This is a genomic window from Micromonospora sediminimaris, from assembly GCF_016863575.1.
Classification (GTDB): Bacteria; Actinomycetota; Actinomycetes; order Mycobacteriales; family Micromonosporaceae; genus Micromonospora; species Micromonospora sediminimaris.
This window is the reverse complement of record NZ_BOPD01000006.1, coordinates 64,008-83,405: the sequence shown is the minus strand read 5'-3', so window position 1 is coordinate 83,405 and position 19,398 is coordinate 64,008. Positions and strand designations below refer to the sequence as shown.

The following is a 19,398-nucleotide window of genomic DNA, read 5'->3' as shown; positions in this document are numbered from 1 at the left end:
TGAGCGCACATGCACCCCGCAACGCACCCCACCGCCAGCGCGCCCGACGGGCGCACCTACCGTACCCCCCTGCTGCGCCGCCGGTTGTTGCGCGGCCTGGTCGCCGCGGTCGTCGCCCTGCCGCTGGTCGGCGCGGCCGCGGCCTGCGGCGACGACGCAGCGTCCGACGGCAAGACCACCATCTCGATCTTCTGGTGGGGTGGCGAGGCCCGGGCCCAGCTCACCGAGCAGGCGCTGGACCTCTACACCCAGAAGAATCCGGACGTCGTCTTCGAGAAGGTATGGCAGGCCAACCAGGGCTACTTCGACAAGCTGGCCACCCTGACCGCCGGCGGCAACCCGCCCGACATCTTCCAGATCGATGACAACTTCCTCACCGAGTACGCCGCCCGCAACGCGACCCTGGACCTCAAGCCGTACCAGGAGTCCGGTGACCTCGACACCTCCAAGTTCCCGCCCAGCCTGCTCCAGTACGGCGTGGTCGACGGCAAGCTCGCCGGCCTGGCCGCCGGGGAGAACACCCAGGGGCTGGTCTACAACAAGACGCTGGTGACCAAGAACGGCCTGCCCGAGCCGACCACCGGCATGAGCTGGGAGGAGCACATCGCCTGGGCCGAGGAGGTCAGCAAGAAGACCGGTGTCCCCGGCACGATGGACGCGAGCGCCATCGACAAGGCGTTCTGGGTGTGGCTGCGCCAGCAGGGCAAGGATCTGTACTCCGGCAACGACCTCGGTTTCACCGTGGAGGACGTGACCAGGTGGTTCGAGCTGTGGAAGGACGCCCGCGAGCGGGGCGCGACCCCCACCCCGGACGTCATCCACGAGGGCAACGCCACCGACATCACCAAGCAGCTGGTGGTCACCGGCAAGGCCGCCACCTCGTGGGTGTGGGTCAACCAGATGCCCGAGCTGAAGAAGAACACCTCCGACGAGCTCGGCGTCATCGCCTACCCGGGTGACCCCAGCGGCCAGTGGGCCCGCGCCTCGATGTACTGGTCGGTCTTCCGGGGCAGCAAGAACGCGGACATCGCGGTCGACGTGATCAACTTCTTGGCGAACGACGCCGACGCGGTCAAGCTGCTCGGCACCGACCGGGGCCTGCCGTCCAACCTGGACCTGCGCCGGGTGGTCAGCGACGACACCACCGACGAGGCGATGAAGCAGTCCATCGCCGTCGAGACCGAGCTGGCCAAGACGTTCGGCGAGGCGCCCCAGGTGCCGATCAAGGGGCACAGCAAGGTTCGCGCCGAGCTGATCAAGGCCGCCGAGAACGCGCAGTACGGCCGAGCCACCCCCGCCGAGTCCGCCGCCCAGTTCGTCGAGGCGTGCAAGGCGGCAATCGCCTCCTGACCCGCCGCACCACCCGGAGAGGAGCAGTTCGTGGCCTTGACCACGGCGCCCGACCCGACCCGACGCGGCACCGGATCCGTCCGGCCCGACGCCAACCGGCGCGGGACCGGACGGATCCGGCACGGGGAAGGTCTGGCCGGATACGTCTTCCTGTCGCCCTGGCTCATCGGTCTGATGGGCATCACGGCGATACCCATGCTGTTGTCGCTCTACCTCAGCTTCACCAACTACGACATCCTGACGCCGTGGTCCGAGGTGGAGTGGGTCGGGCTGGCCAACTACGAACGGATGTTCACAAGCGATACCTCGTGGTGGCACTCGGTACGGGTCACGCTCAGCTTCGCCCTGATCGCCGTACCGCTGAAACTGGCCGCGGCGCTCGGGGTGGCTCTCCTGCTCAACCGGGCCTGGCGCGGCGTCGGCCTGTTCCGCGGCCTGTTCTACCTGCCGTCGCTGCTCGGCGGCAGTGTGGCCCTGGCCATCGTCTGGGTCAACATGTTCAACCGGGACGGTGCGTTCAACTCGTTCCTCGCCCTCTTCGGCATTCAGGGCAAGCCCTGGGTGAACGACCCGGACTGGGCGCTTGAGACGTTGATGGTGCTGGCCATCTGGCAGTTCGGCGCACCGATGGTGATCTTCCTGGCCGGGCTCAAGCAGGTGCCCACGGAGCTGTACGAGGCCGCCGCGGTGGACGGTGCCGGCAAGTTCCGACAGTTCGTCAACGTGACCCTGCCGATGCTCTCCCCGGTGATCTTCTTCAACCTGGTGCTGGAGACCATCAACGGGTTCCAGGGCTTCACCGCCGCGTTCGTGCTCAGCAACGGCACCGGCGGGCCGGTCGACTCGACCCTGATGTACACGCTCAACCTCTACATCACCGGCTTCACCAACCTGGAGATGGGCTACGCCTCCGCAATGGCCTGGGTGTTCCTGATCGCCATCGCGATCATCACGGTGATCTTCTTCAGCACCGGCCGGTTCTGGGTGCACTACTCCGACGGGGAGGATCGCTGATGGTGGCCGATACCGTCGCCCCGACCGTGGCGACCCGTCCACAACGCCCACGCAGCCGTTCCTGGCTCCGGTTGGTCGTGCTGCTGGCCATCGTCGCGGTCGTGCTCTACCCGCTGTTCTGGATGATCGGCACCTCCGTCAAGTCGCAGGAGGAGATCGTCAACAACATCGGTCTGCTGCCCCGGAACTTCACCCCGGGCAACTACACCGACGGGTGGACCAACTTCGACGTCAGCTTCGCCCGCTTCTTTCTGAACAGCGCCATGGTCAGCCTGCTCACCCTGGTCGGCAACGCGGTGAGCTGCCTGCTGGCCGCGTACGCCTTCGCCCGGCTGAGGTTCCGGCTGCGGGGGCTGTGGTTCGCCGTCATGATCGGCACCCTGCTGCTACCGGGACACGTGCTGATCGTGCCGCAGTACATCCTCTTCCGCACCCTCGGCCTGGTCGGCGGGGAATGGCCCTACCTGCCGCTGCTGATCCCGCAGTTCCTGGCCACGGAGGCGTTCTTCGTCTTCCTGATGGTGCAGTTCATGCGCGGCATCCCGCGCGAGCTGGACGAGGCGGCGCGGATCGACGGCGCGAACGCGTTCGGCATCTTCCGGCACGTGATCCTGCCGCTGAGCCGTCCGGCCCTGGTCACCACCGCGATCTTCTCGTTCATCTGGACCTGGAACGACTTCTTCCGGCAACTGGTCTTCCTGTCCGAGTTGAGCGACTACACCGTCCCGGTGGCGCTGACCCTGTTCATCGACTCCACCAGCCAGAGTGCCGTGGGGCCGATGTTCGCCATGGCGGTGCTGTCCCTGTTGCCGGTCTTCCTGTTCTTCGTCGCCTTCCAACGGATGCTCGTCGAGGGGATCAACACCAGTGGACTCAAGGGCTGACGAGCGGGGCGACCAGCGCCGCGACTGGCGCGACACCGTACGCGACGCTGCCGACCTGGCGTTGCTGGGTATCCTGACGGTGCTCGCCTCGGCACCGGTGCTGACCGCCGGCGCCGCCGTCGGCGCCGCCAGCGCGGCGCTGCACGACTGGCTCGACACGGGCAGTTGGCCGACCGCCCGCCGAACGATGTCGCGGTTCGGCCGGGGACTGCTGCCCGGCCTGCCCGTCACCCTGCTGGGACTGGGCGGCGTCGGGCTGCTCGTCACAAACCTGGTGGCGCTGGCCACCGGTCGGGTCCCGGGCGGGGCGGTGGGACTGGCTGTCACCAGCGTGGTGGCAGCGGCCCTGCTCGGCTACGCCGCCGCGATCGTGGTCGAGGTGGGGCGCACCGGTGGCACCGGGTGGCGGTCGGCGGTCACCAGGGCGGCCCGCGCCTGCCTCGACCACCCCGCGAACTGCGCCGCGCTGGCCGGGACCAGTCTGGTGGCCGTACTGGTCGGGGTGCTGGTCACCCCGGTCGCGGTGCCGATCCTCGCCGGGTACGCGCTGGCCGCCGTGCACGCCGTCGCCCGTCGCCGGCCGGTCACCCAGGTGGAGCTGTCGTGAACGGGCGGGACGGAACCCTCGGCCGGACCACCGATGACGCCTCCGAGGGCCGCGCGGACCCGCACCTGCTGGTCGGCGGTGCGCCGGTGGCCCGTTACGTGCTCGCCCCGGACCTCGGCGCCGAACACGGGCCTCGGCCGTACCTGCACCCGGTGCGTACCCTGGCCGGCACCCCGGTCACCGACGCTCTGCCCGCCGACCACGTCTGGCACCTCGGCGCGTCGGTGGCGGTGCAGGACGTCGCCGGCACCAACCTCTGGGGCGGGCGCACCTACGTCCGCGACGTCGGATACACCTGGCGAGGCGACCACGGACGCATCGTCCACGTGGGCTGGGAGGAGCGGACGCCCGACCGGCTCGACCACCGGCTGCACTGGTGTGATCCGGCCGGTGACGTGCTGCTCTCCGAACGGCGCACCATCAGCGCCTCGGCCGTGTCCGGCCACCCGAGCGCCTGGCGACTCGACCTCGCCAGCACCCTCACCGCACCCGCCGAGCGGGACATCGTGCTGGGCAGCCCGGCCACCAACGGGCGCCCCGGCGGCGCCGGTTACGGCGGGTTCTTCTGGCGGGCGGTGGCGACCGAACCGCCCGAGGTGTTCGCCGGTGAGCTGACCGGCGAGGAGGCGGTCAACGGCTGCGACCGACCGTGGGTGGCGCTGCGCGGGCAGGCCCCCGAGGGCGGGGCGTACACCCTCATCTTCAGCGGCCTCGGACCGGGGGACCGGTGGTTCGTCCGGACCACCATGTACCCGGGGGTGTGCGTGGCGTACGCCTTCGCGCGGACGCTGACCATCCCCGCCGGCACCAGCCGGCACGGCCGTCACCAGGTGATCGTGGTCGACGGCAGGCTCGACCCGGAAAGCGCTGCCGGGCTGGCCGCCGCGGGTGGTTGAACCGGGTCCGGTCAACCCGACGCATGACCCGTCAGTCGGCACCGAGGCAGACGAACGCCGCCGCGGTGGCCCGCGCGGTGTCGTCGCCGCCTGCGGCGAACACCCGCTGGGCGCTGGCGAGCGCCTGCGCCGGCCGGGTACCGGCTCGCATCCGTCGGTGCAGGTCCACCATGAGAGCTGTGGTGGGCTCCGCCGGCACCGGTAGCACGGTGGCGATCAGGCACCGGGTACCCAGCGCCAGCAGCACCGCGGCGAAGCCCATGATCTCGTCGCCCGGGCGGACTCCGTGCAGCCCGGACTCGCAGGCGGAGAGCACCACACAGGACGGCGGACGGGTGAGCCGTTCCCACTCGTACGCGAACAGCGGCCCGTCCGCGAGTTCCAGGGTGGAGAACTGGGGGTTGTCCGCCCGGAACGCGCCGTGCGCCGCGATGTGCACCAGCGCGGCCCGATCCATCGCCGAGGTCAGCGCGGCGACGGTGGCGTCCGCCCCGGTCAACGTCCGGGCTGCCGGCAACACCCGGGCGAGCCGGACGACCTCGGCCCGCCCGGCCGGCAGGCGTGGACCGCTGGCCAGCACCGGTGCCCTGGTGCACCATTCGCGCTGCTCGGCGCTGAGCCAGACGGTGGCCGACGGGGCGACGGTGACGGCCCGGCCGGCGCAGGTGGCCAACCCGGCCCAGGCGACGCCGTGCAGCGGGCCGACCGGGACGATCACCAGCGGACGGTCGGCCACCTGCCGCCGTATCGGGTCGAAGAGTTGACTGTCGAGCGCCGCGGCGGCGTGTTCGGCGCCGGCTCGCGCGGCGGCCGAGTCCCCGCCGACGATCTGCCGGCGTAGCCCGAACCGGTGCCAGTGCGCCAGCTGGGCCGCCTGGTCGAGTGGACCCAGGTCGTGCAGGCTGGCGCGGCCGTCGCGGAGCAGCACCGCCCGAAGCCGGTCGCCGTGGGCCACGAGTTCGACCAGGACGCGGGGGCCGAGTCGGTCGGCCAGGCGCCGGACACCCGGTGGTGCCACCACCTGAGTACCGCCCGGCGCCCGCCGGGCCAGGTCCCGGATGCGCTGTTCGAGCCGGGTCTGCCGCTCGCGCAAACTGTGCACGGTCCGTCCGGCCAGCACCGCCTCCTCCAGCAGGCCGCTGACCAGTCGAAGTTCGGCGAGGGCAGCGACCAGGTCGGGATCATCGGGCGGCAGCGCCGGGCGCATCCGTAGCCCGTTGGCGCGCCACCGTTCGGCCCAGGCCAGCACCTGGCCCGGTGCGCCGGCCCGGACCGCGATGTCCAGTCCTTCGGCCGCCAGCTCCTGCCCGTACACCCCGCTGTGCGCGCGTAGCTCGGTGGCGCCCAGCGAGGTGCGGTGCCGGTCGAGCACGGCCAGGCCGCGCCGCAGTGCGCGGGCCGCACCGGCCTCGTCACCGCCGAGCCGACGCGACAACGCCAGGGCGTACCAACCTCGGGCACGTCGCGGGGCGGTGCCGCGACCGCGGCTACGGGCGGCCTGTGCGAACAGCGCCGTCGCACGTCCGGTCCGGCCCAACTCCGTCGCCAGCAGTCCGGCGTCGACGCGGGTGGTGAGGGCGGGATCCGGCCAGCCGGTGGCGTCGAGCTGGTCGGCAGTGCGCGCCATCGCCCGCAGCAGCGCGGCCGACCGCGTGCCCCGGCGAAACTCGGCGCGTAGCTCGACGTGCCGGGCGAAGGCTGCCCAGGTACGGCGGCCCTGGCGACGGAACCGGTTGCGTGCCGCCGCGGCGGACCCGGTAGCGGTGTCCAGGTCACCGGCGAGCAGCGCGGCCCGAGCCTGGGCCAGCAGCGCTTCGGCGAGATCGGAGGCCATTCCCCGACTGCGCAACTCCCGGATGGCGGTGGCGGCGACCTGCACCGCCTCGTCGACAAGCGGCACCGACAGCAGCAGCTCGAAGCGGTCGAGCAGCAGCGCCGGCCGGGGCACGGCCAGCCGCTGGTACTCCTCGCCGACGGCGGCGAAACAGCGCAGTGCGGCGGCGACGTCACCGCGCAGCCCGGCGGCGATCCCACCGTTCCAGCGGGCGTCGGCCGCCGCCAGGTCAAGGCCGAGGCCGTGGAACACCGCCGCCGCCCGGTCCAGATCGTCGGTGCCGTCGGCGGTGCCCCGGTGGGCGTTGAGCAGTCCGCGGTTGTTGCGAGCCCGTGCCTCCAGGAGGCGGTCACCCTCGCGCTGGGCGATGTCGATCGCCTGGCCGTAGTCGCGGACCGCGTCGTCGTACAGCCCCCGGTAGTGCAGCACCACGCCCCGCTGCATTCGGGCGCGTCCGGCATCGGCGCCGGTCAGCTCGGGCAGCGCGGCGGTCACCTCGCGCAGCGCCGCCGCGGTACGGCCGGCGTTGGCCAGTACGTAGCCGAGGCTCATCCGGGCCAGCGCCTCGGTGCGGGCGGAGCCGGCGCTGCGGACCGCCCGGCGCAGGTGGCGAAGCGCACCGGACAAATCGTTTAGTTCCCGCAGGGCCAGACCGATGGCCCGCTCGGCGGTGGCGCGCTCGTCGCGATCGGCGGGAATCCCGGTGAGGACCCCGGTGGCGATCGTGATCGCCTCGCGCGGACAGCGTTGGACGAGGTCGAGAGCCGCCTGGGCGGTTCCGGCACCGCTACCGGTGCGGTCAGGCATGGTCAGAGAATTCAGCATCCACACTCGTCCGTCAACGCCGACGAATGGCGCTACGGAAGGCCGTTACGGGCGATCACCTCATTGACTTGCAACGATTGATTGGAAGAATTGGTGAGGTTCGCGGGGGTCGCGCGCCCGCCACCGGTGGGCGTGCCGCCCCCCGCACAGTTGGAGGATCCGTGCGTCCTGACCGCGCCACCCTCACCGGCCGACCGTCGCGTCGGCGACTGCTCGCGGCATCCGCCCTGGCCGCGGCGGCGTTACCGTTCGGCGCAGGGTCACGTCCGACCTACGCGCGTACCCAGCACGACCGTGCTGACGACGAGGCGTACCAGCTCGCGTTCGAGGAGGCGCTGACCGCCGATCCCGACGTGCGGCGGTACCTCGCCGCCGGCCGGCACTTCCTCTACCGGCCCCGGCAGTTGCTTGCCGCCACCGCCGACGCCCAGCGGGTCGCGGCCTGGCTGAGGGCCCGCGGCCACGCGGTGACGATCGCGGACAGCTTCGCGGGAGTCACCCGGTTGCGGTTCGTCGCCGAGACCGATGTTCCCTCAATCGTGACGAGGCTGCGTGACCCACGACAGTGGCCCGGGCAACCGGCACCCCGGGTCCAACCGCACCATGTGCTGGTCGGCCTGGGCAACATCATGGGCAACCCGGGTACGCCGCCTCGGGAGGCCGCCGAGCTCGCACCGCCCGACCCGAGCCGGCTCGGCGAGGGAGCGGGGGTGACGGTGGGTATCTGCGACACCGGTATCTGGCGGAAGGCCGGCGACTACCACCCGTCCTGGCTGGGCGGTGGGTATCTCCCGGAGCCGGACGACGAGGACCCGCTCTACCTGTACGCCGACGTGCTCGCCGTGCAGGGCGGTCACGGCACGTTCGTCGCCGGGGTGGTGCGGCAGGCCGCGCCGGGCGTACACGTCGACCCGGAGGCGGCACTGGCGCCGACCGGGATCGGCGACGAGGCCATGGTGGTGGCGGCCATGGGACGGCTGACGCCCGAGGTGTCGGTGGTGAACCTCTCGCTGGGCGGCTTCACCCTCGACGACCAGCCCTCGATGCCACTTGCCAACGCCGTGGCCGGATTGCCGCCGAGCACCGCGGTGGTGGCGGCTGCCGGTAACGCCGGCACCGACCGACCGGTCTGGCCGGCCGCGCTGGACCGCGTCGTGGGAGTGGCCGCGCTCGCCCCGGGTCCTGCCGGCCTGGTGCCGGCGGAAGACAGCGGATTCGGGTCGTGGGTGGACGCCTGTGCCGTCGGCCGCCGGGACAGCACCTACGTCGCGGGTCGACTGCCGCTGCCCGATCGTCCGACCCGGGTGTTCCAGGGCTTCGCGACGTGGGCCGGCACCTCGTTCGCGGCTGCCCACGTCTCCGGTCGGCTCGCCGCCCTGATGACCGCCGGTGACCTGAGCGCCGACGAGGCCCGGCTGGCGTTGCTGGCGACACCGTCCTGGCACCCCGACTACGGCGTGTTCGTCGAATGAGTTCCCGGGACACGTTGTGGTGACCGAGCGCGGTGCCGCGGTTCTGGTGGCCGCCGCAGCCGACGGTGACGAGTCGGCCTGGACCGAGCTGGTTCGCCGCTACACCCCGCTCGTCTACGCGGTGATCCGCGGCCACGACCTGGCTGGGGCCGAGGCCGCGGATGTCAACCAGACCGTCTGGCTGCGGCTCGTGGAACATCTGGATCAGGTGCGCAGACCGGAGGCGCTGGCCGGCTGGCTGGCCGTCACCACCCGGCGGGAGTGCTACCGGATGTCCCGCCTCGGCCGGCGGACCCAACCCGTCGACCCGTCCGGTGGCGCCCTCGACGCGTACCACGGCACGTCGCCGGCAGCGGACGAGGACCTGCTGCGTGCCGAGCGGCGGCGGGCCCTGCGGGAGGGCTTCGCCCAGCTTCCACCCCGCTGCCAGCAGGTGCTCTCGATGCTCACGGCCGATCCGCCGCTGAGCTATCGGGAGACCGCCGAGCGGTTGGGCGTACCGGTCGGCAGCATCGGGCCGACCCAGGCGCGTTGCCTGCGTCGGCTTCGTGCCTGTGCCGCGCTCGCGCCGTACGTTGGTGCTCACCCGGGGGACGGGACGAAGGGGGGTGAGCGTGATGGAGCAGTGGCCGCCGGCCGATGACGCCGCGCTCGGCGCGGAGCTGCGCGCGGCGCTCGGCGACGCGGGCGAGGTCCCCGAGGAGCACCTCCGGGCGGCCCGGGCGGCCTTCGCCTGGCGTACGGTGGGCGCCCAGCCCACCGTCGCCGAGCTGGTCTTCGACTCGGCCTGTGAGCCGGGCGCGGTGGCCACCCGGTCGGCCGGCTCCACGCGGAACCTGTCCTTCCGGGGCGGCCCGATCGTGGTGGAGATCGAGATCGGCGGTACGGGAATCGTCGGGCAGCTCAGTCCGGTCGACGGCGGCCGGGTCAGTGCCCGGACCGCGAACGGCACCTACGAGGAGACCTCTGTCGACGCCGTGGGTCTCTTCTCGCTCGGTCTCCCACCGCCGGGCCCGGTCCAACTGCACGCCCGCTCCGGCGGGTTCAGCGTGGTGACCGACTGGGTCTGCCTGCGCTGACACCGCGGGGATCGAAAACCGGGACGGTTCCCGACCCCCGCGGCACACGGCGTTGGAGGACTACTCCTTCAGGGAGGTGATCAGATATTGCACACCGCCCAGGTCGGACATCGTCCCGCTGCTGTCCGGGCCCAACTGGACCACGGCGAGGCACATCTCCCCGTCGCTTTCCGCCTGGGCTGTGAAGATCAGCGAGAACTGCGCCCGCTCACCGGGTTGCAGCAGGAGGTTGCCCAGGCTGGCCCAGGTCGTGTCGACGATCTCCACCTGGGTCCTGCCGATCGGCCGTACCCCGGTGCCGACCGCGCCGCCGGCACGCCAGCGCTCGAACAAGTCCTGGCCGAGGTCGACGATCACCCGGCCACCGATGTTCTGCAATGGTTCGGCCGCCACGAAGAGCACCTCGTTGCGCGACGGCACGGTGAGCGAGTTGCCGATCGCGAAGGGCCGGACGGTCGGGCCGGCACCCGGGGTGAGCTGGACCGAGTCGACGTTGCGCCACGCGAGGTTGTTGTTGCTCCGGGTGTTGGTGCTGATGTCCGGACCTTCGACGGTCATCGGGTCGGAGTTCGACACCCAGCGGGCGAGCAGGCAGAAGTGACCCGGTCCCGGGACTCCCTTCCACGGGATGGTGACGGTGGTGACGCCGGGTGCGGCGGCTACGGAGGCCGCCCCGATCCTGGTCCAGTGGATGGGCCACACCGCACCGCCACCCGGCGTCGTCCGGTAGACCTGTAGCACGCCGTTGACCGAGCCCGAGCCGGACGGGCCCGGGTTACGGAGTTTGACGAAGATGTAGTTGGTCGCGCCGACGACCGGGTTCTGGCTCACGGCGCACTCCACCGCTGTGGGGCAGACCTTGATGTCGGGGCTGGCCCACAGCGGGTCGAGCGAGTGCGGCTGGACTCCGGTGTCGGCGGCGACATCCCGGATGTGGACGTCGGTGCGGGCCACCGGGGTGGCGCGGTCCGACCCGTGCCCGACCGGCACGGCGGCGGCTGCGCCGGTCGTCAACAGGCCGGTCAGCGCCGCTCCCACGAACCCGACCCACACGGCCCGGCGGAGCCGTCTCCCTACACTGCTCATGACAGGTGTCTCCCATCGACGGAGCCGTGGTCGACCCGGCTCGTTACGCTCCGGTGTCGACCTGGTTACGCCAAATACAGAGCGGGGTCGGGGCCGGGAAATACCGTCGGCGGGGGAGCAGACCGTCAGATGGCGCGAGAAGCGGCAAAGGGGCGGCCGATCAATCACGCAGCGGACGGCAGGACGAGCGGACGACAAGTTCGGTGGGCAGCCGGATGTGGGTGTCCCGCTCGACGCCGGCGATCAGGTCGACCAGCAGCCGCAGCGCCTCGGCGCCCATCCGCTGCAACGGCTGCATTATCGTCGTCAGTGGCGGGTTGACAAGCGCTGATTCCGGGATGTTGTCGAAGCCGATCACGGACAGGTCGTCGGGGACCGACCGGCCCATGCTCCGGGCGACGTCGATTGTGGAGATCGCGGAGAGGTCGTTACCGGCGAAGACGGCGGTCGGGCCGTCGGGCAACGAGAGTAGTTCGGCGGCGGTCTCCGCGGCGCTCTCGATGCGGAACCCGCCGACCCGCACCAGCCGCTCGTCCACCGTCACGCCCGCGTCGGCCATTGCCTGCCGGAAGCCCGCCTCGCGCAACCGGGACGATTCGAGGTCGCGGCGTCCGCTGATGTGCCCGATGCGGCGGTGGCCGAGGGACAACAGGTAGTTGGTCGCCAGGACGGCACCGGCGAAGTTGTCGGAATCGACGGTCGGCAGCCCCGACGGGCCGGTGTGCGGGTCGACGGCCACGACGTGGAAGCCCTGCTTGGTCTCCACCACTGTCGGTGTGACGATCACGGCCCCGTCGATGAGCGTGCCCGACAACCGGGCCAGCGAGCGGCGTTCCCAACCGACGGCCGTACCGGCGCCGTCGCCGCCGGAGTACGCCAGTAGCTGGTAGCCGGTGCCGGCGACCTCCACGCTGGCGCCCTTGAGCAGTTCGGTCGAGAACGGCTCGAACTCGGCGACCAGGATGCCCAGCACGTTTGTGCGGTGGCTGCGGAGGCTCTGCGCACCGAGGCTCGCCTCGTAGCCGAGTTGACGGATGACCTGCTGGACCCGTTCCACGGTCGCCTGTGCCACTCCGTAACGGCCGTTCACCACCTTGGAAACGGTCGCCACGGAGACGCCGGCCGTGCGGGCTACGTCCGACATCTTGACACGCTGGGGAAACGCCACGTCGATGATGATAGAGGGCGATCGGGCCGGTTACGGAGACGAGTCGAAAACGTTATCGACACCGATTGACACTGGGTTACCCGACTGAAAAACTCGCTCAGGCCGAGCACCCGACTGACTGGTCGAGGAGACATCGATGGCTATAAAGCGCCGTGCAACCACCTTTCTAGCGCTTTCCATGACAACCGCACTACTCGTCGCCGGCTGCGGTGGCGGCGGTGAGGACGAGGCGCCTGCCGAGAGCGAGCTGTACAAGAACCCGGTGACGCTTACCTGGTGGCACAACGCCTCCCAGGATGGTCCCGGCAAGACCTACTGGGAAAAGGTCGCCAAGGACTTCAGTGCACTGCACCCCACGGTCACGATCGAGATCGAGGGCATCGAGACCAACCAGCTCCAGCGCACCCGGCTCCCCGCCGCGCTGCTGAGCAACGACCCGCCGGACATCTTCCAGGCGTGGGGCGGCGGCGAGATCCGCGAGCAGGTGGAGGCCGACTACCTCAAGGACATCACCGACCAGGTCAAGGACGAGGTTGCCAACATCGGCAGCGCGGTCGAGATCTGGCAGGTGGACGGCAAGCAGTACGGCCTGCCGTACCGGATGGGCATCGAGGGCATCTGGTACAACAAGGACCTGTTCCAGCAGGCCGGCATCACCGCTCCGCCGACCACCTTCGACGAGCTGAACGACGCGGTCACCAAGCTCAAGGCGATCAACGTCATTCCGATCGCCGTCGGCGCCGGTGACAAGTGGCCCGCCGCGCACTGGTGGTACAACTTCGCGTTGCGTGCCTGCTCGGTGGAGACCCTGCGGAAGGCCTCCCTCGAGAACGTCTTCGACGACCAGTGCTTCGTCAAGGCCGGTCAGGACCTGAAGGCCTTCATCGACACCGAGCCGTTCCAGCCCAACTTCATCGCCACGCCGGGCCAGAACGACCCGACCAGCGCCAACGGCCTGCTGGCCAACGGCAAGGCGGCGATGGAGCTGATGGGTGACTGGAACAAGGGCACCCTGGACACCGTCACCGAGGACCAGGAGGCGCTGAACAAGTTCATCGGCTGGTTCCCGGTGCCCGCCATCACCGGTTCCGCCGGTGACCCGAAGGCGGCCCTGGGCGGCGGCGACGGTTTCGCCTGCGCCAAGAACGCCCCGGCCGAGTGCGTCGAGTTCCTCAAGTACATCGTCAGCCCCGAGGTGCAGAAGGGCTACGCCGAGACCGGCACCGGCCTGCCGGTCGCCAAGGGCGCCGAGGACGGCGTCAAGGACCCGGCCCTGAAGTCCATCCTGGAGGCCACCACCAGCGCCACCTACGTGCAGCTCTGGCTGGACACGGCGTTCGGTAGCACCGTCGGTAACGCGATGAACGACGCGATCGTCGCCATCTTCGCCGGCAACGGCACCCCTGAGCAGGTTGTCGAGGCCATGAAGGCGGCCGCGCGCAAGTGACGTCGACCAACCCGACCCTGGACCTCGCCGGCGGCGCATCCGCGCCGCCGGCGGGACCTCGGCCTGCCCGGCGCTCGTCCGCTCGGGCCGCCGAGACCCGACGCAAGTGGTACGAGATCATCGGGCTCACGACACCAGCCGTGATCGTCTACGTGATGTTCGTGCTGGTCCCGATGGGCTTCGCCTTCTACTACAGCCTGTTCCGTTGGCGTGGCGTCGGACCGCCCACCGACTATGTCGGCTTCGACAACTACGTCCTGGCCTTCCAGGACCCGATCTTCATCGACGCGCTGCGCAACAACGCGATCATCGTGTTCGGGTCACTGCTGATCCAGGGACCCATCGCGCTGGGCGTCGCCCTGCTGCTCAACCGCAACTTCCGGGGCCGTACGCTGTTCCGCCTGCTGGCCTTCGTGCCGTACGTGCTGGCCGAGGTCACCGTCGGCATCATGTGGAAGCTGCTGCTGTCCGACGCCGGCACGGTCAACGCGATGCTGGAGTCGCTGGGACTGGGCAGCCTCGTACAGGCGTGGCTCGCCGATCTCGATATCGTTATCTGGACGATGTTGGCCGTCCTGACCTGGAAGTACGTCGGTTTCGCAATCATCCTTCTGCTGGCCGGTCTGTCGAACGTGCCGCAGGAGCTGAACGAGGCCGCCGCCATCGACGGCGCGAGCTGGTGGCAGATCCAGCGGCACGTGACGCTGCCGCTGCTGGGGCCCACGATCCGGATCTGGATGTTCCTGTCCATGATCGGCTCGCTGCAGGTCTTCGACGTGATCTGGGTGACCTCCGTGCCTGCGGTCCGGTCGCTGGGCGCGTCGGCCACCATGGCGACGTACATGGTGGACAACGGGTTCTTCGCTCGCCTGTGGGGCTACGGCAACGCGGTGGCGGTCATCCTGTTCGCCATCTCGTTCGTCGCGGCAGTGCTGTTCCAGCGCTTCCTCCTGCGTCGCGACATCGAGGGCGCCATCACCAGAAGGGCAAACTGATCGTGGCCGCGAACGCCGTTCTGTCTCCGACCGCCAAGCGCCGGCCGATCTCGTGGGGGAATCCCCTCACCTACGCGCTGGCGCTCGCGGTCGCCGCCGTGTCGATCACCCCGGTGGTGTACGTGATCGTCGGCGGCTTCCGCACCACGCCGCAGATCGTGGCGGACCCGGCCGGGCTGCCCGACCCGTGGGTCTGGGACAACTACTCCCGGGTGCTGACCCAGAGCGACTTCTGGCGGCAGGTGTTCAACAGCGCCGTGGTGTCCCTGGGCACCACGATCGGCGTCGTGGTGCTGGGGGTCTGCGCCGCGTTCGTGCTGGCCCGTTACACCTTCCGCGGCCGTGAGGTGCTCTACACCTTCTTCACCCTGGGCCTGCTGTTCCCGGCCGGCGCGGCGATCCTGCCGCTCTACCTGATGCTGCGTGACCTGAACCTGATCAACTCGTACTACGCGGTTATCCTGCCGCAGGTCGCCTTCGCGTTGCCGCTGACGATCGTGATCCTACGACCGTTCCTCACCGCCATCCCCCGGGAGTTGGAGGACGCGGCGGCCATCGACGGCACCGGTCGGCTCGGCTTCCTCTGGCGCATCCTGTTGCCCCTGTCGCGGCCCGCGCTGGTCACCGTCGGTATCCTCGCCTTTGTCACCAGCTGGAACGCGTTCCTGCTGCCGCTGCTCGTGCTCGGCGACGCGAGCCTGCACACCCTGCCGCTGGGCGTGCAGAACTTCTCCAGCCAGTACACCTCCGACACGGCGGGCATCCTCGCCTTCACCTCGCTGGCGATGCTGCCGGCACTTATTTTCTTCACGTTCGCCGAGAAGCAGATCGTCGGTGGCCTCCAGGGCGCGGTCAAGGGCTGAGCGGCAGCGGCACGAACACAAAAGGGGTAACACAGCATGACTGAGGTCCGCGAGGTCGTGGGCGGGCCGGCGACAGTGCCGGCCCAGACAGGATCGGGCCACGGCCGGCCCGACCGGTACGGGTCCGATGGCGAGACGCGCGTGCGAGAACTGCTCGGTCGGATGACGATCGAGGAGAAGATCGCACAGCTCGTCGGCTTCTGGGAGAAGGCGGAGGGCGAGGCGGTCGCGCCGTTGCAGGGCGAGTTCGGTGACATCGGCCGGCTCGAAGACTTTTCCCGGCACGGGCTCGGTCACCTCACCCGCGCCTACGGCACCCGGCCGGTCGAGGCCGTATCGCGGGCGTCATGGCTGTGGAAGTTCCAGTCCGACCTGGTGACGGGGACCAGGCTCGGCATCCCGGCGATCGTGCACGAGGAGTGCCTGACCGGGCTTTCGGCCTGGAAGGCGGCGACCTTCCCGACCCCGCTGGCGTGGGGGGCGGCCTTCGACCCCGACCTGGTCACGGAGATGGCTGCGGCGATCGGGGCGTCGATGCGGGCGCTCGGCATCCACCAGGGGCTCTCCCCGGTGCTCGACGTGATCCGCGATCCCCGCTGGGGGCGGGTCGACGAGTGCATCGCCGAGGATCCCTACCTGGTCGGCACCCTCGGCACCTCGTACGTGCGCGGCCTGCAGTCGCAGGGCGTGCATGCCACGCTCAAGCACTTCGTCGGCTACTCAGCCTCCCGCGCCGGGCGCAACTTCGCGCCGGTGCACGCCGGTCCGCGTGAACTCGCCGACGTGCTGCTCGTACCGTTCGAGATGGCGATCCTCGACGGCGACGCCCGCTCGGTTATGCATTCCTACGCCGAGATCGACGGCGTGCCCGTGGCCGCCGATCCGACGATCCTGACCGGGTTGCTCCGGGACCGGTGGGGCTTCGACGGCACGGTGGTTGCCGACTACTACGGTGTGGCGTTCCTGAACCTGCTGCACCAGGTCGCCGGTGACCACGCGGACGCGGCCGTGCAGGCGCTGACCGCCGGTGTCGACATCGAGCTGCCGACCGGTGACGCGTACCTGACCCTGGCGGATTCGGTGCGCGCCGGCCGGATCGAGGAGTCGGTGATCGACCAGGCGGTCCTGCGGGTGTTGCGGCAGAAGCTGGAACTCGGGCTGCTGGACGCCACCTTCACCGACGAGCCCGCCCCGGTGGTCGACCTCGACTCGCCCGAGCACCGGGCGATCGCCCGCAGCCTCGCGGAGAAGTCGATAGTCCTGGTCGCCAACCAGGACGCGTTGCCGCTGCCGGCGGGCCGGCGGATCGCGGTGATCGGGCCGAACGCCGACCGGCAGGGTGCCCTCTTCGGGTGCTATTCCTTCCTCAACCACGTGCTCGTGCAGCATCCCGACGTGGAGGCCGGTATCGAGGTGCCGACGGTGCTCGACGCGCTGCGCGCCGAGTTCGGTGCCGAACTGGTCACCTCGGCCCGCGGCTGCGAGGTGGACGACGACGACCGCTCCGGCTTCGACGCCGCGGTCGCCGCGGCCACTGCGGCGGATGTCGCCGTACTGGTCGTCGGCGACCACGCGGGACTGTTCGGTCGCGGCACGGTCGGCGAGGGCTGCGACCGGGACGACCTGGAACTGCCCGGTGTGCAGCGGGACCTGGTCGAGGCGGTGCTGGCGACGGGCCGGCCCGTCGTGCTGGTGCTGCTCACCGGCCGGCCGTACGCGATCGACTGGGCGCTGAGCCGCTGCGCGGCGGTGGTGCAGACGTTCTTCCCCGGCGAGGAGGGGGCGGGCGCCATCGCCGGTGTGCTCTCCGGGCGGGTCAACCCGTCGGGACGGCTGCCGGTCAGTCTGCCCCGGTCGGCGGGCGCGCAGCCGTACTCGTACCTGCATCCCACGCTCGGCGACGGCAACGAGGTGACCAACCTGCTGGCGACGCCCGCGGCGCCGTTCGGTCACGGCCTGTCCTACACGACGTTCGGGTACACGGACCTGACGGTGCCGGCCACGGCGCCGACCGACGGGGCGCTGACGGTGAGCGTACGCGTCACCAACACCGGTGCGGTGGCCGGCGACGACGTGGTGCAGCTCTACGGCCGGGACCTGGTGGCGTCGGTGACCCGACCGGTGGCGCAGCTGCTCGGCTACCAACGGGTGCACCTCGCGCCGGGCCGGTCCGTCACGGTCACCTTCACGGTCCCCACCACCCGGCTGGCCTTCTCCGACCGGACGCTGACGCGAGTGGTGGAGCCCGGCGACGTGGACCTCTGGATCGGCACCAGCGCGCGCCGTGACGTCGAGGCGTCCACCACGCTCGTCGGCGAAGTCGCGCCGGTCACCAACGCCTCCGCCCGCTGGACCACCGCCGAGATCAGCTGAATCCGGGCTGACCGGCCACCGCCGCGATGGTGGCCGACCGCCTGCACCAGGGCAGTTCCCGATCATCGGGAACTGCCCTGGTGCACGTCCGCCGCGCGGTTGCCCCGTGACTCAGGTGGCCCGCCTCCGGCGGCGGTTGGTCGGCTTCGCCCCGACCTTCGGTGCGGCCGGACGGCCAGCTGCGTCCCCGTCGCGGGTCGGGGCAGCCGTCGGCGTGCTGGCCGGCGTACCCGGACCGGTCGTCGCGGTAGCGGGTGGCGGGTACCTGCGCAGCATCCAGGTCTGCTGGCCGAGCGAGAAGAGGTTCGTGGTCACCCAGTAGATGATCACGCCGATCGGGAAGATCAGTCCGGAGACGAGCAGTGAGGCGGGGATGCCGTAGAGCATCAGCCGCTGCACCAGCCGCTGCCGCGGGTCCGTGGCCCAGCCGCTGCGCAGGATCAGTTGACGGCTGGACAGGTAGGTCGTGGCGATCATCGTCGCGATCAGCACGGCGGCCACGATCCTGACCGTCGCGCCGCCCGCGCCGAGCAGGGCCAGTTCCTGCCCGCTGGAGCCGAAGGAACCTGCGATCGGGGCGCCGAACAGCGTGGCCGACGAGGCGCTGTCGAACTGGGTCACCGACCAGCCGTACAGCGTCTTCAGGTGCTCCGGCATCGTCGGCTTGAGATGTCGCAACACGTGGAGCAGGCCGAGAAAGACCGGGATCTGCACCAGCATCGGCAGGCAACCCATCAGCGGGTTGGCCTTCTCCACCCGGTACAGCTCGACCATTTCCTTCTGTAGGGTCTCCCGGTCGTCGCGGTGCCGGGCCTGGAGCTCGGCGAGCCTCGGCTGCAACGCCTGCATCGCTCGCTGCGACCGGATCTGCTTGACGAAGACGGGGAACAGGATGATCCGGACGGTGAGCACCAGGAAGACGATGCCCAGCACCCAGGACCAGTCGGTGCCCAGCGCGGACGCGTCGCCGAGCAGCCGTTGCCAGGCGGCGTGCCAGAACAACAGGATCTCGGAGATGGCGTGGTAGATCATGGACATGGAACACCCCTCGATACGGCCTGAGGCTGATGTGAGCAGGAACGGTCACCAGCGGTCGCCGACGAGCGGCAGAGGTGGGTGAGTGGAGAGGCGCTCAGGCGACCGCGAGGGTCGCGGCGGTGGGGGCTCTGGGCCGAGCTCGGCCGGCAGCGTCCGGATCGCGGTGGCGGGGTATCCCGGTACGGTCGGAGCGCTCCCGCAGCATCCGACGGGTGACCCGCAGGGCGGGATCGGCCACCGCCCCGGTGAGCAGGACCCCGGCGGCGAGCACGGCGGCCAGCAGCACGCCGGTCACCGCCGCCGTGCCGGAGAGCATGCTGGTGGCACCGACGTCGGCCAACACGCCGACGAGGTACCAGAGCAGGCCGAGCCCGATCACGGGGCAACCATATCCGCCGTAAGCAAAAGGTGGGCGTCCAGGATCTCGACCACCGCCCCCTGGACGCCGCCCCGCCGCCGACGCAGCA

General features: G+C 70.6%; 17 protein-coding genes. 12 read left to right on the top strand and 5 right to left on the bottom strand.

Annotated features, from left to right (window positions below; all coding sequences use genetic code 11):
- Positions 1-9 precede the first annotated feature (9 nt).
- From Vse01_RS03325 to Vse01_RS03305, 5 genes are read left to right on the top strand one after another with little or no spacing between them, the layout of a single operon-like run.
- Complete coding sequence (locus Vse01_RS03325) at positions 10-1,350, top strand: ABC transporter substrate-binding protein (protein ID WP_093402610.1); 1,341 nt, start codon at positions 10-12, stop codon at positions 1,348-1,350.
- Between the two features lie 30 nt (positions 1,351-1,380).
- On the top strand, positions 1,381-2,364 hold the full coding sequence (locus Vse01_RS03320; protein ID WP_093402611.1) for a carbohydrate ABC transporter permease: 984 nt from the start codon (positions 1,381-1,383) through the stop codon (positions 2,362-2,364).
- Positions 2,364-3,248, top strand: a complete 885-nt coding sequence (locus Vse01_RS03315) for a carbohydrate ABC transporter permease (protein ID WP_093402612.1) — start codon at positions 2,364-2,366, stop codon at positions 3,246-3,248. Before Vse01_RS03320 ends, Vse01_RS03315 begins: the two co-directional genes overlap by 1 nt.
- On the top strand, positions 3,232-3,855 hold the full coding sequence (locus tag Vse01_RS03310) for a hypothetical protein (RefSeq protein ID WP_093402613.1): 624 nt from the start codon (positions 3,232-3,234) through the stop codon (positions 3,853-3,855). Before Vse01_RS03315 ends, Vse01_RS03310 begins: the two co-directional genes overlap by 17 nt.
- Entirely contained in the window at positions 3,852-4,751 is a 900-nt protein-coding gene (locus tag Vse01_RS03305) for a DUF6807 domain-containing protein (protein WP_170863353.1), read from the top strand. The genes Vse01_RS03310 and Vse01_RS03305 overlap by 4 nt, the downstream gene beginning before the upstream one ends.
- Positions 4,752-4,782: 31 nt before the next feature.
- On the opposite strand, the gene Vse01_RS03300 is transcribed toward Vse01_RS03305, so the two are convergent.
- Positions 4,783-7,392 carry a CHAT domain-containing protein gene (locus Vse01_RS03300; protein WP_093402614.1) on the bottom strand — a complete coding sequence of 870 codons (2,610 nt, stop codon included), beginning with the start codon at positions 7,390-7,392 and terminating at the stop codon, positions 4,783-4,785.
- 179 nt (positions 7,393-7,571) lie between these two features.
- Between Vse01_RS03300 and Vse01_RS03295 the strand changes: the two genes are divergently transcribed.
- Genes Vse01_RS03295 through Vse01_RS03285 form a run of 3 tightly spaced genes read left to right on the top strand, consistent with a single transcriptional unit; the run spans position 7,572 to position 9,961 of the window.
- Positions 7,572-8,882 carry a S8/S53 family peptidase gene (locus Vse01_RS03295; RefSeq protein WP_232511127.1) on the top strand — a complete coding sequence of 437 codons (1,311 nt, stop codon included), beginning with the start codon at positions 7,572-7,574 and terminating at the stop codon, positions 8,880-8,882.
- Positions 8,883-8,901: 19 nt separating this feature from the next.
- Positions 8,902-9,525 carry an RNA polymerase sigma factor gene (locus Vse01_RS03290; protein WP_093402814.1) on the top strand — a complete coding sequence of 208 codons (624 nt, stop codon included), beginning with the start codon at positions 8,902-8,904 and terminating at the stop codon, positions 9,523-9,525.
- Positions 9,500-9,961 (top strand): hypothetical protein, encoded by a 462-nt coding sequence (locus tag Vse01_RS03285; protein ID WP_093402616.1) that lies wholly within the window; start codon positions 9,500-9,502, stop codon positions 9,959-9,961. The genes Vse01_RS03290 and Vse01_RS03285 overlap by 26 nt, the downstream gene beginning before the upstream one ends.
- Positions 9,962-10,021: 60 nt before the next feature.
- Here the strand turns inward: Vse01_RS03285 and Vse01_RS03280 are convergent, their stop codons facing one another.
- Both Vse01_RS03280 and Vse01_RS03275 read right to left on the bottom strand, forming a co-directional pair.
- Positions 10,022-11,047, bottom strand: coding sequence for a hypothetical protein (locus tag Vse01_RS03280; RefSeq protein ID WP_139233109.1), 1,026 nt, complete (start codon positions 11,045-11,047; stop codon positions 10,022-10,024).
- Positions 11,048-11,207: 160 nt separating this feature from the next.
- Positions 11,208-12,191, bottom strand: a complete 984-nt coding sequence (locus tag Vse01_RS03275; RefSeq protein WP_170863354.1) for a LacI family DNA-binding transcriptional regulator — start codon at positions 12,189-12,191, stop codon at positions 11,208-11,210.
- Between the two features lie 202 nt (positions 12,192-12,393).
- Between Vse01_RS03275 and Vse01_RS03270 the strand changes: the two genes are divergently transcribed.
- From Vse01_RS03270 to Vse01_RS03255, 4 genes are all read left to right on the top strand, one after another.
- Positions 12,394-13,662, top strand: a complete 1,269-nt coding sequence (locus tag Vse01_RS03270; RefSeq protein WP_232511128.1) for an ABC transporter substrate-binding protein — start codon at positions 12,394-12,396, stop codon at positions 13,660-13,662.
- Positions 13,659-14,657: a carbohydrate ABC transporter permease gene (locus Vse01_RS03265; protein ID WP_093402620.1), complete on the top strand. Its 999-nt coding sequence runs from the start codon at positions 13,659-13,661 to the stop codon at positions 14,655-14,657. The genes Vse01_RS03270 and Vse01_RS03265 overlap by 4 nt, the downstream gene beginning before the upstream one ends.
- Entirely contained in the window at positions 14,654-15,520 is an 867-nt protein-coding gene (locus Vse01_RS03260) for a carbohydrate ABC transporter permease (RefSeq protein WP_093402815.1), read from the top strand. Before Vse01_RS03265 ends, Vse01_RS03260 begins: the two co-directional genes overlap by 4 nt.
- Before the next feature lie 141 nt (positions 15,521-15,661).
- Positions 15,662-17,893, top strand: a complete 2,232-nt coding sequence (locus Vse01_RS03255; protein ID WP_232511129.1) for a beta-xylosidase/alpha-l-arabinosidase — start codon at positions 15,662-15,664, stop codon at positions 17,891-17,893.
- 111 nt (positions 17,894-18,004) lie between these two features.
- On the opposite strand, the gene yidC is transcribed toward Vse01_RS03255, so the two are convergent.
- A complete protein-coding gene (yidC, locus tag Vse01_RS03250) occupies positions 18,005-18,931 on the bottom strand; it encodes a membrane protein insertase YidC (protein WP_093402622.1) in 927 nt (308 codons plus the stop codon).
- 94 nt (positions 18,932-19,025) lie between these two features.
- Positions 19,026-19,310 (bottom strand): DUF6412 domain-containing protein, encoded by a 285-nt coding sequence (locus tag Vse01_RS03245; RefSeq protein WP_093402623.1) that lies wholly within the window; start codon positions 19,308-19,310, stop codon positions 19,026-19,028.
- Positions 19,311-19,398: the final 88 nt, after the last annotated feature.

Excerpts from the sequence above, each read along its gene's own strand:
- Vse01_RS03325 (WP_093402610.1), top strand. The coding sequence starts at position 10 with ATGCACCCCGCAACGCACCCCACCGCCAGCGCGCCCGACGGGCGCACC.
- Vse01_RS03315 (WP_093402612.1), top strand. The coding sequence starts at position 2,364 with ATGGTGGCCGATACCGTCGCCCCGACCGTGGCGACCCGTCCACAACGC.
- Vse01_RS03300 (WP_093402614.1), bottom strand. The coding sequence starts at position 7,392 with ATGCCTGACCGCACCGGTAGCGGTGCCGGAACCGCCCAGGCGGCTCTC.
- Vse01_RS03285 (WP_093402616.1), top strand. The coding sequence starts at position 9,500 with ATGGAGCAGTGGCCGCCGGCCGATGACGCCGCGCTCGGCGCGGAGCTG.
- Vse01_RS03280 (WP_139233109.1), bottom strand. The coding sequence starts at position 11,047 with ATGAGCAGTGTAGGGAGACGGCTCCGCCGGGCCGTGTGGGTCGGGTTC.
- Vse01_RS03275 (WP_170863354.1), bottom strand. The coding sequence starts at position 12,191 with ATGTCGGACGTAGCCCGCACGGCCGGCGTCTCCGTGGCGACCGTTTCC.
- Vse01_RS03270 (WP_232511128.1), top strand. The coding sequence starts at position 12,394 with ATGACAACCGCACTACTCGTCGCCGGCTGCGGTGGCGGCGGTGAGGAC.
- yidC (WP_093402622.1), bottom strand. The coding sequence starts at position 18,931 with ATGTCCATGATCTACCACGCCATCTCCGAGATCCTGTTGTTCTGGCAC.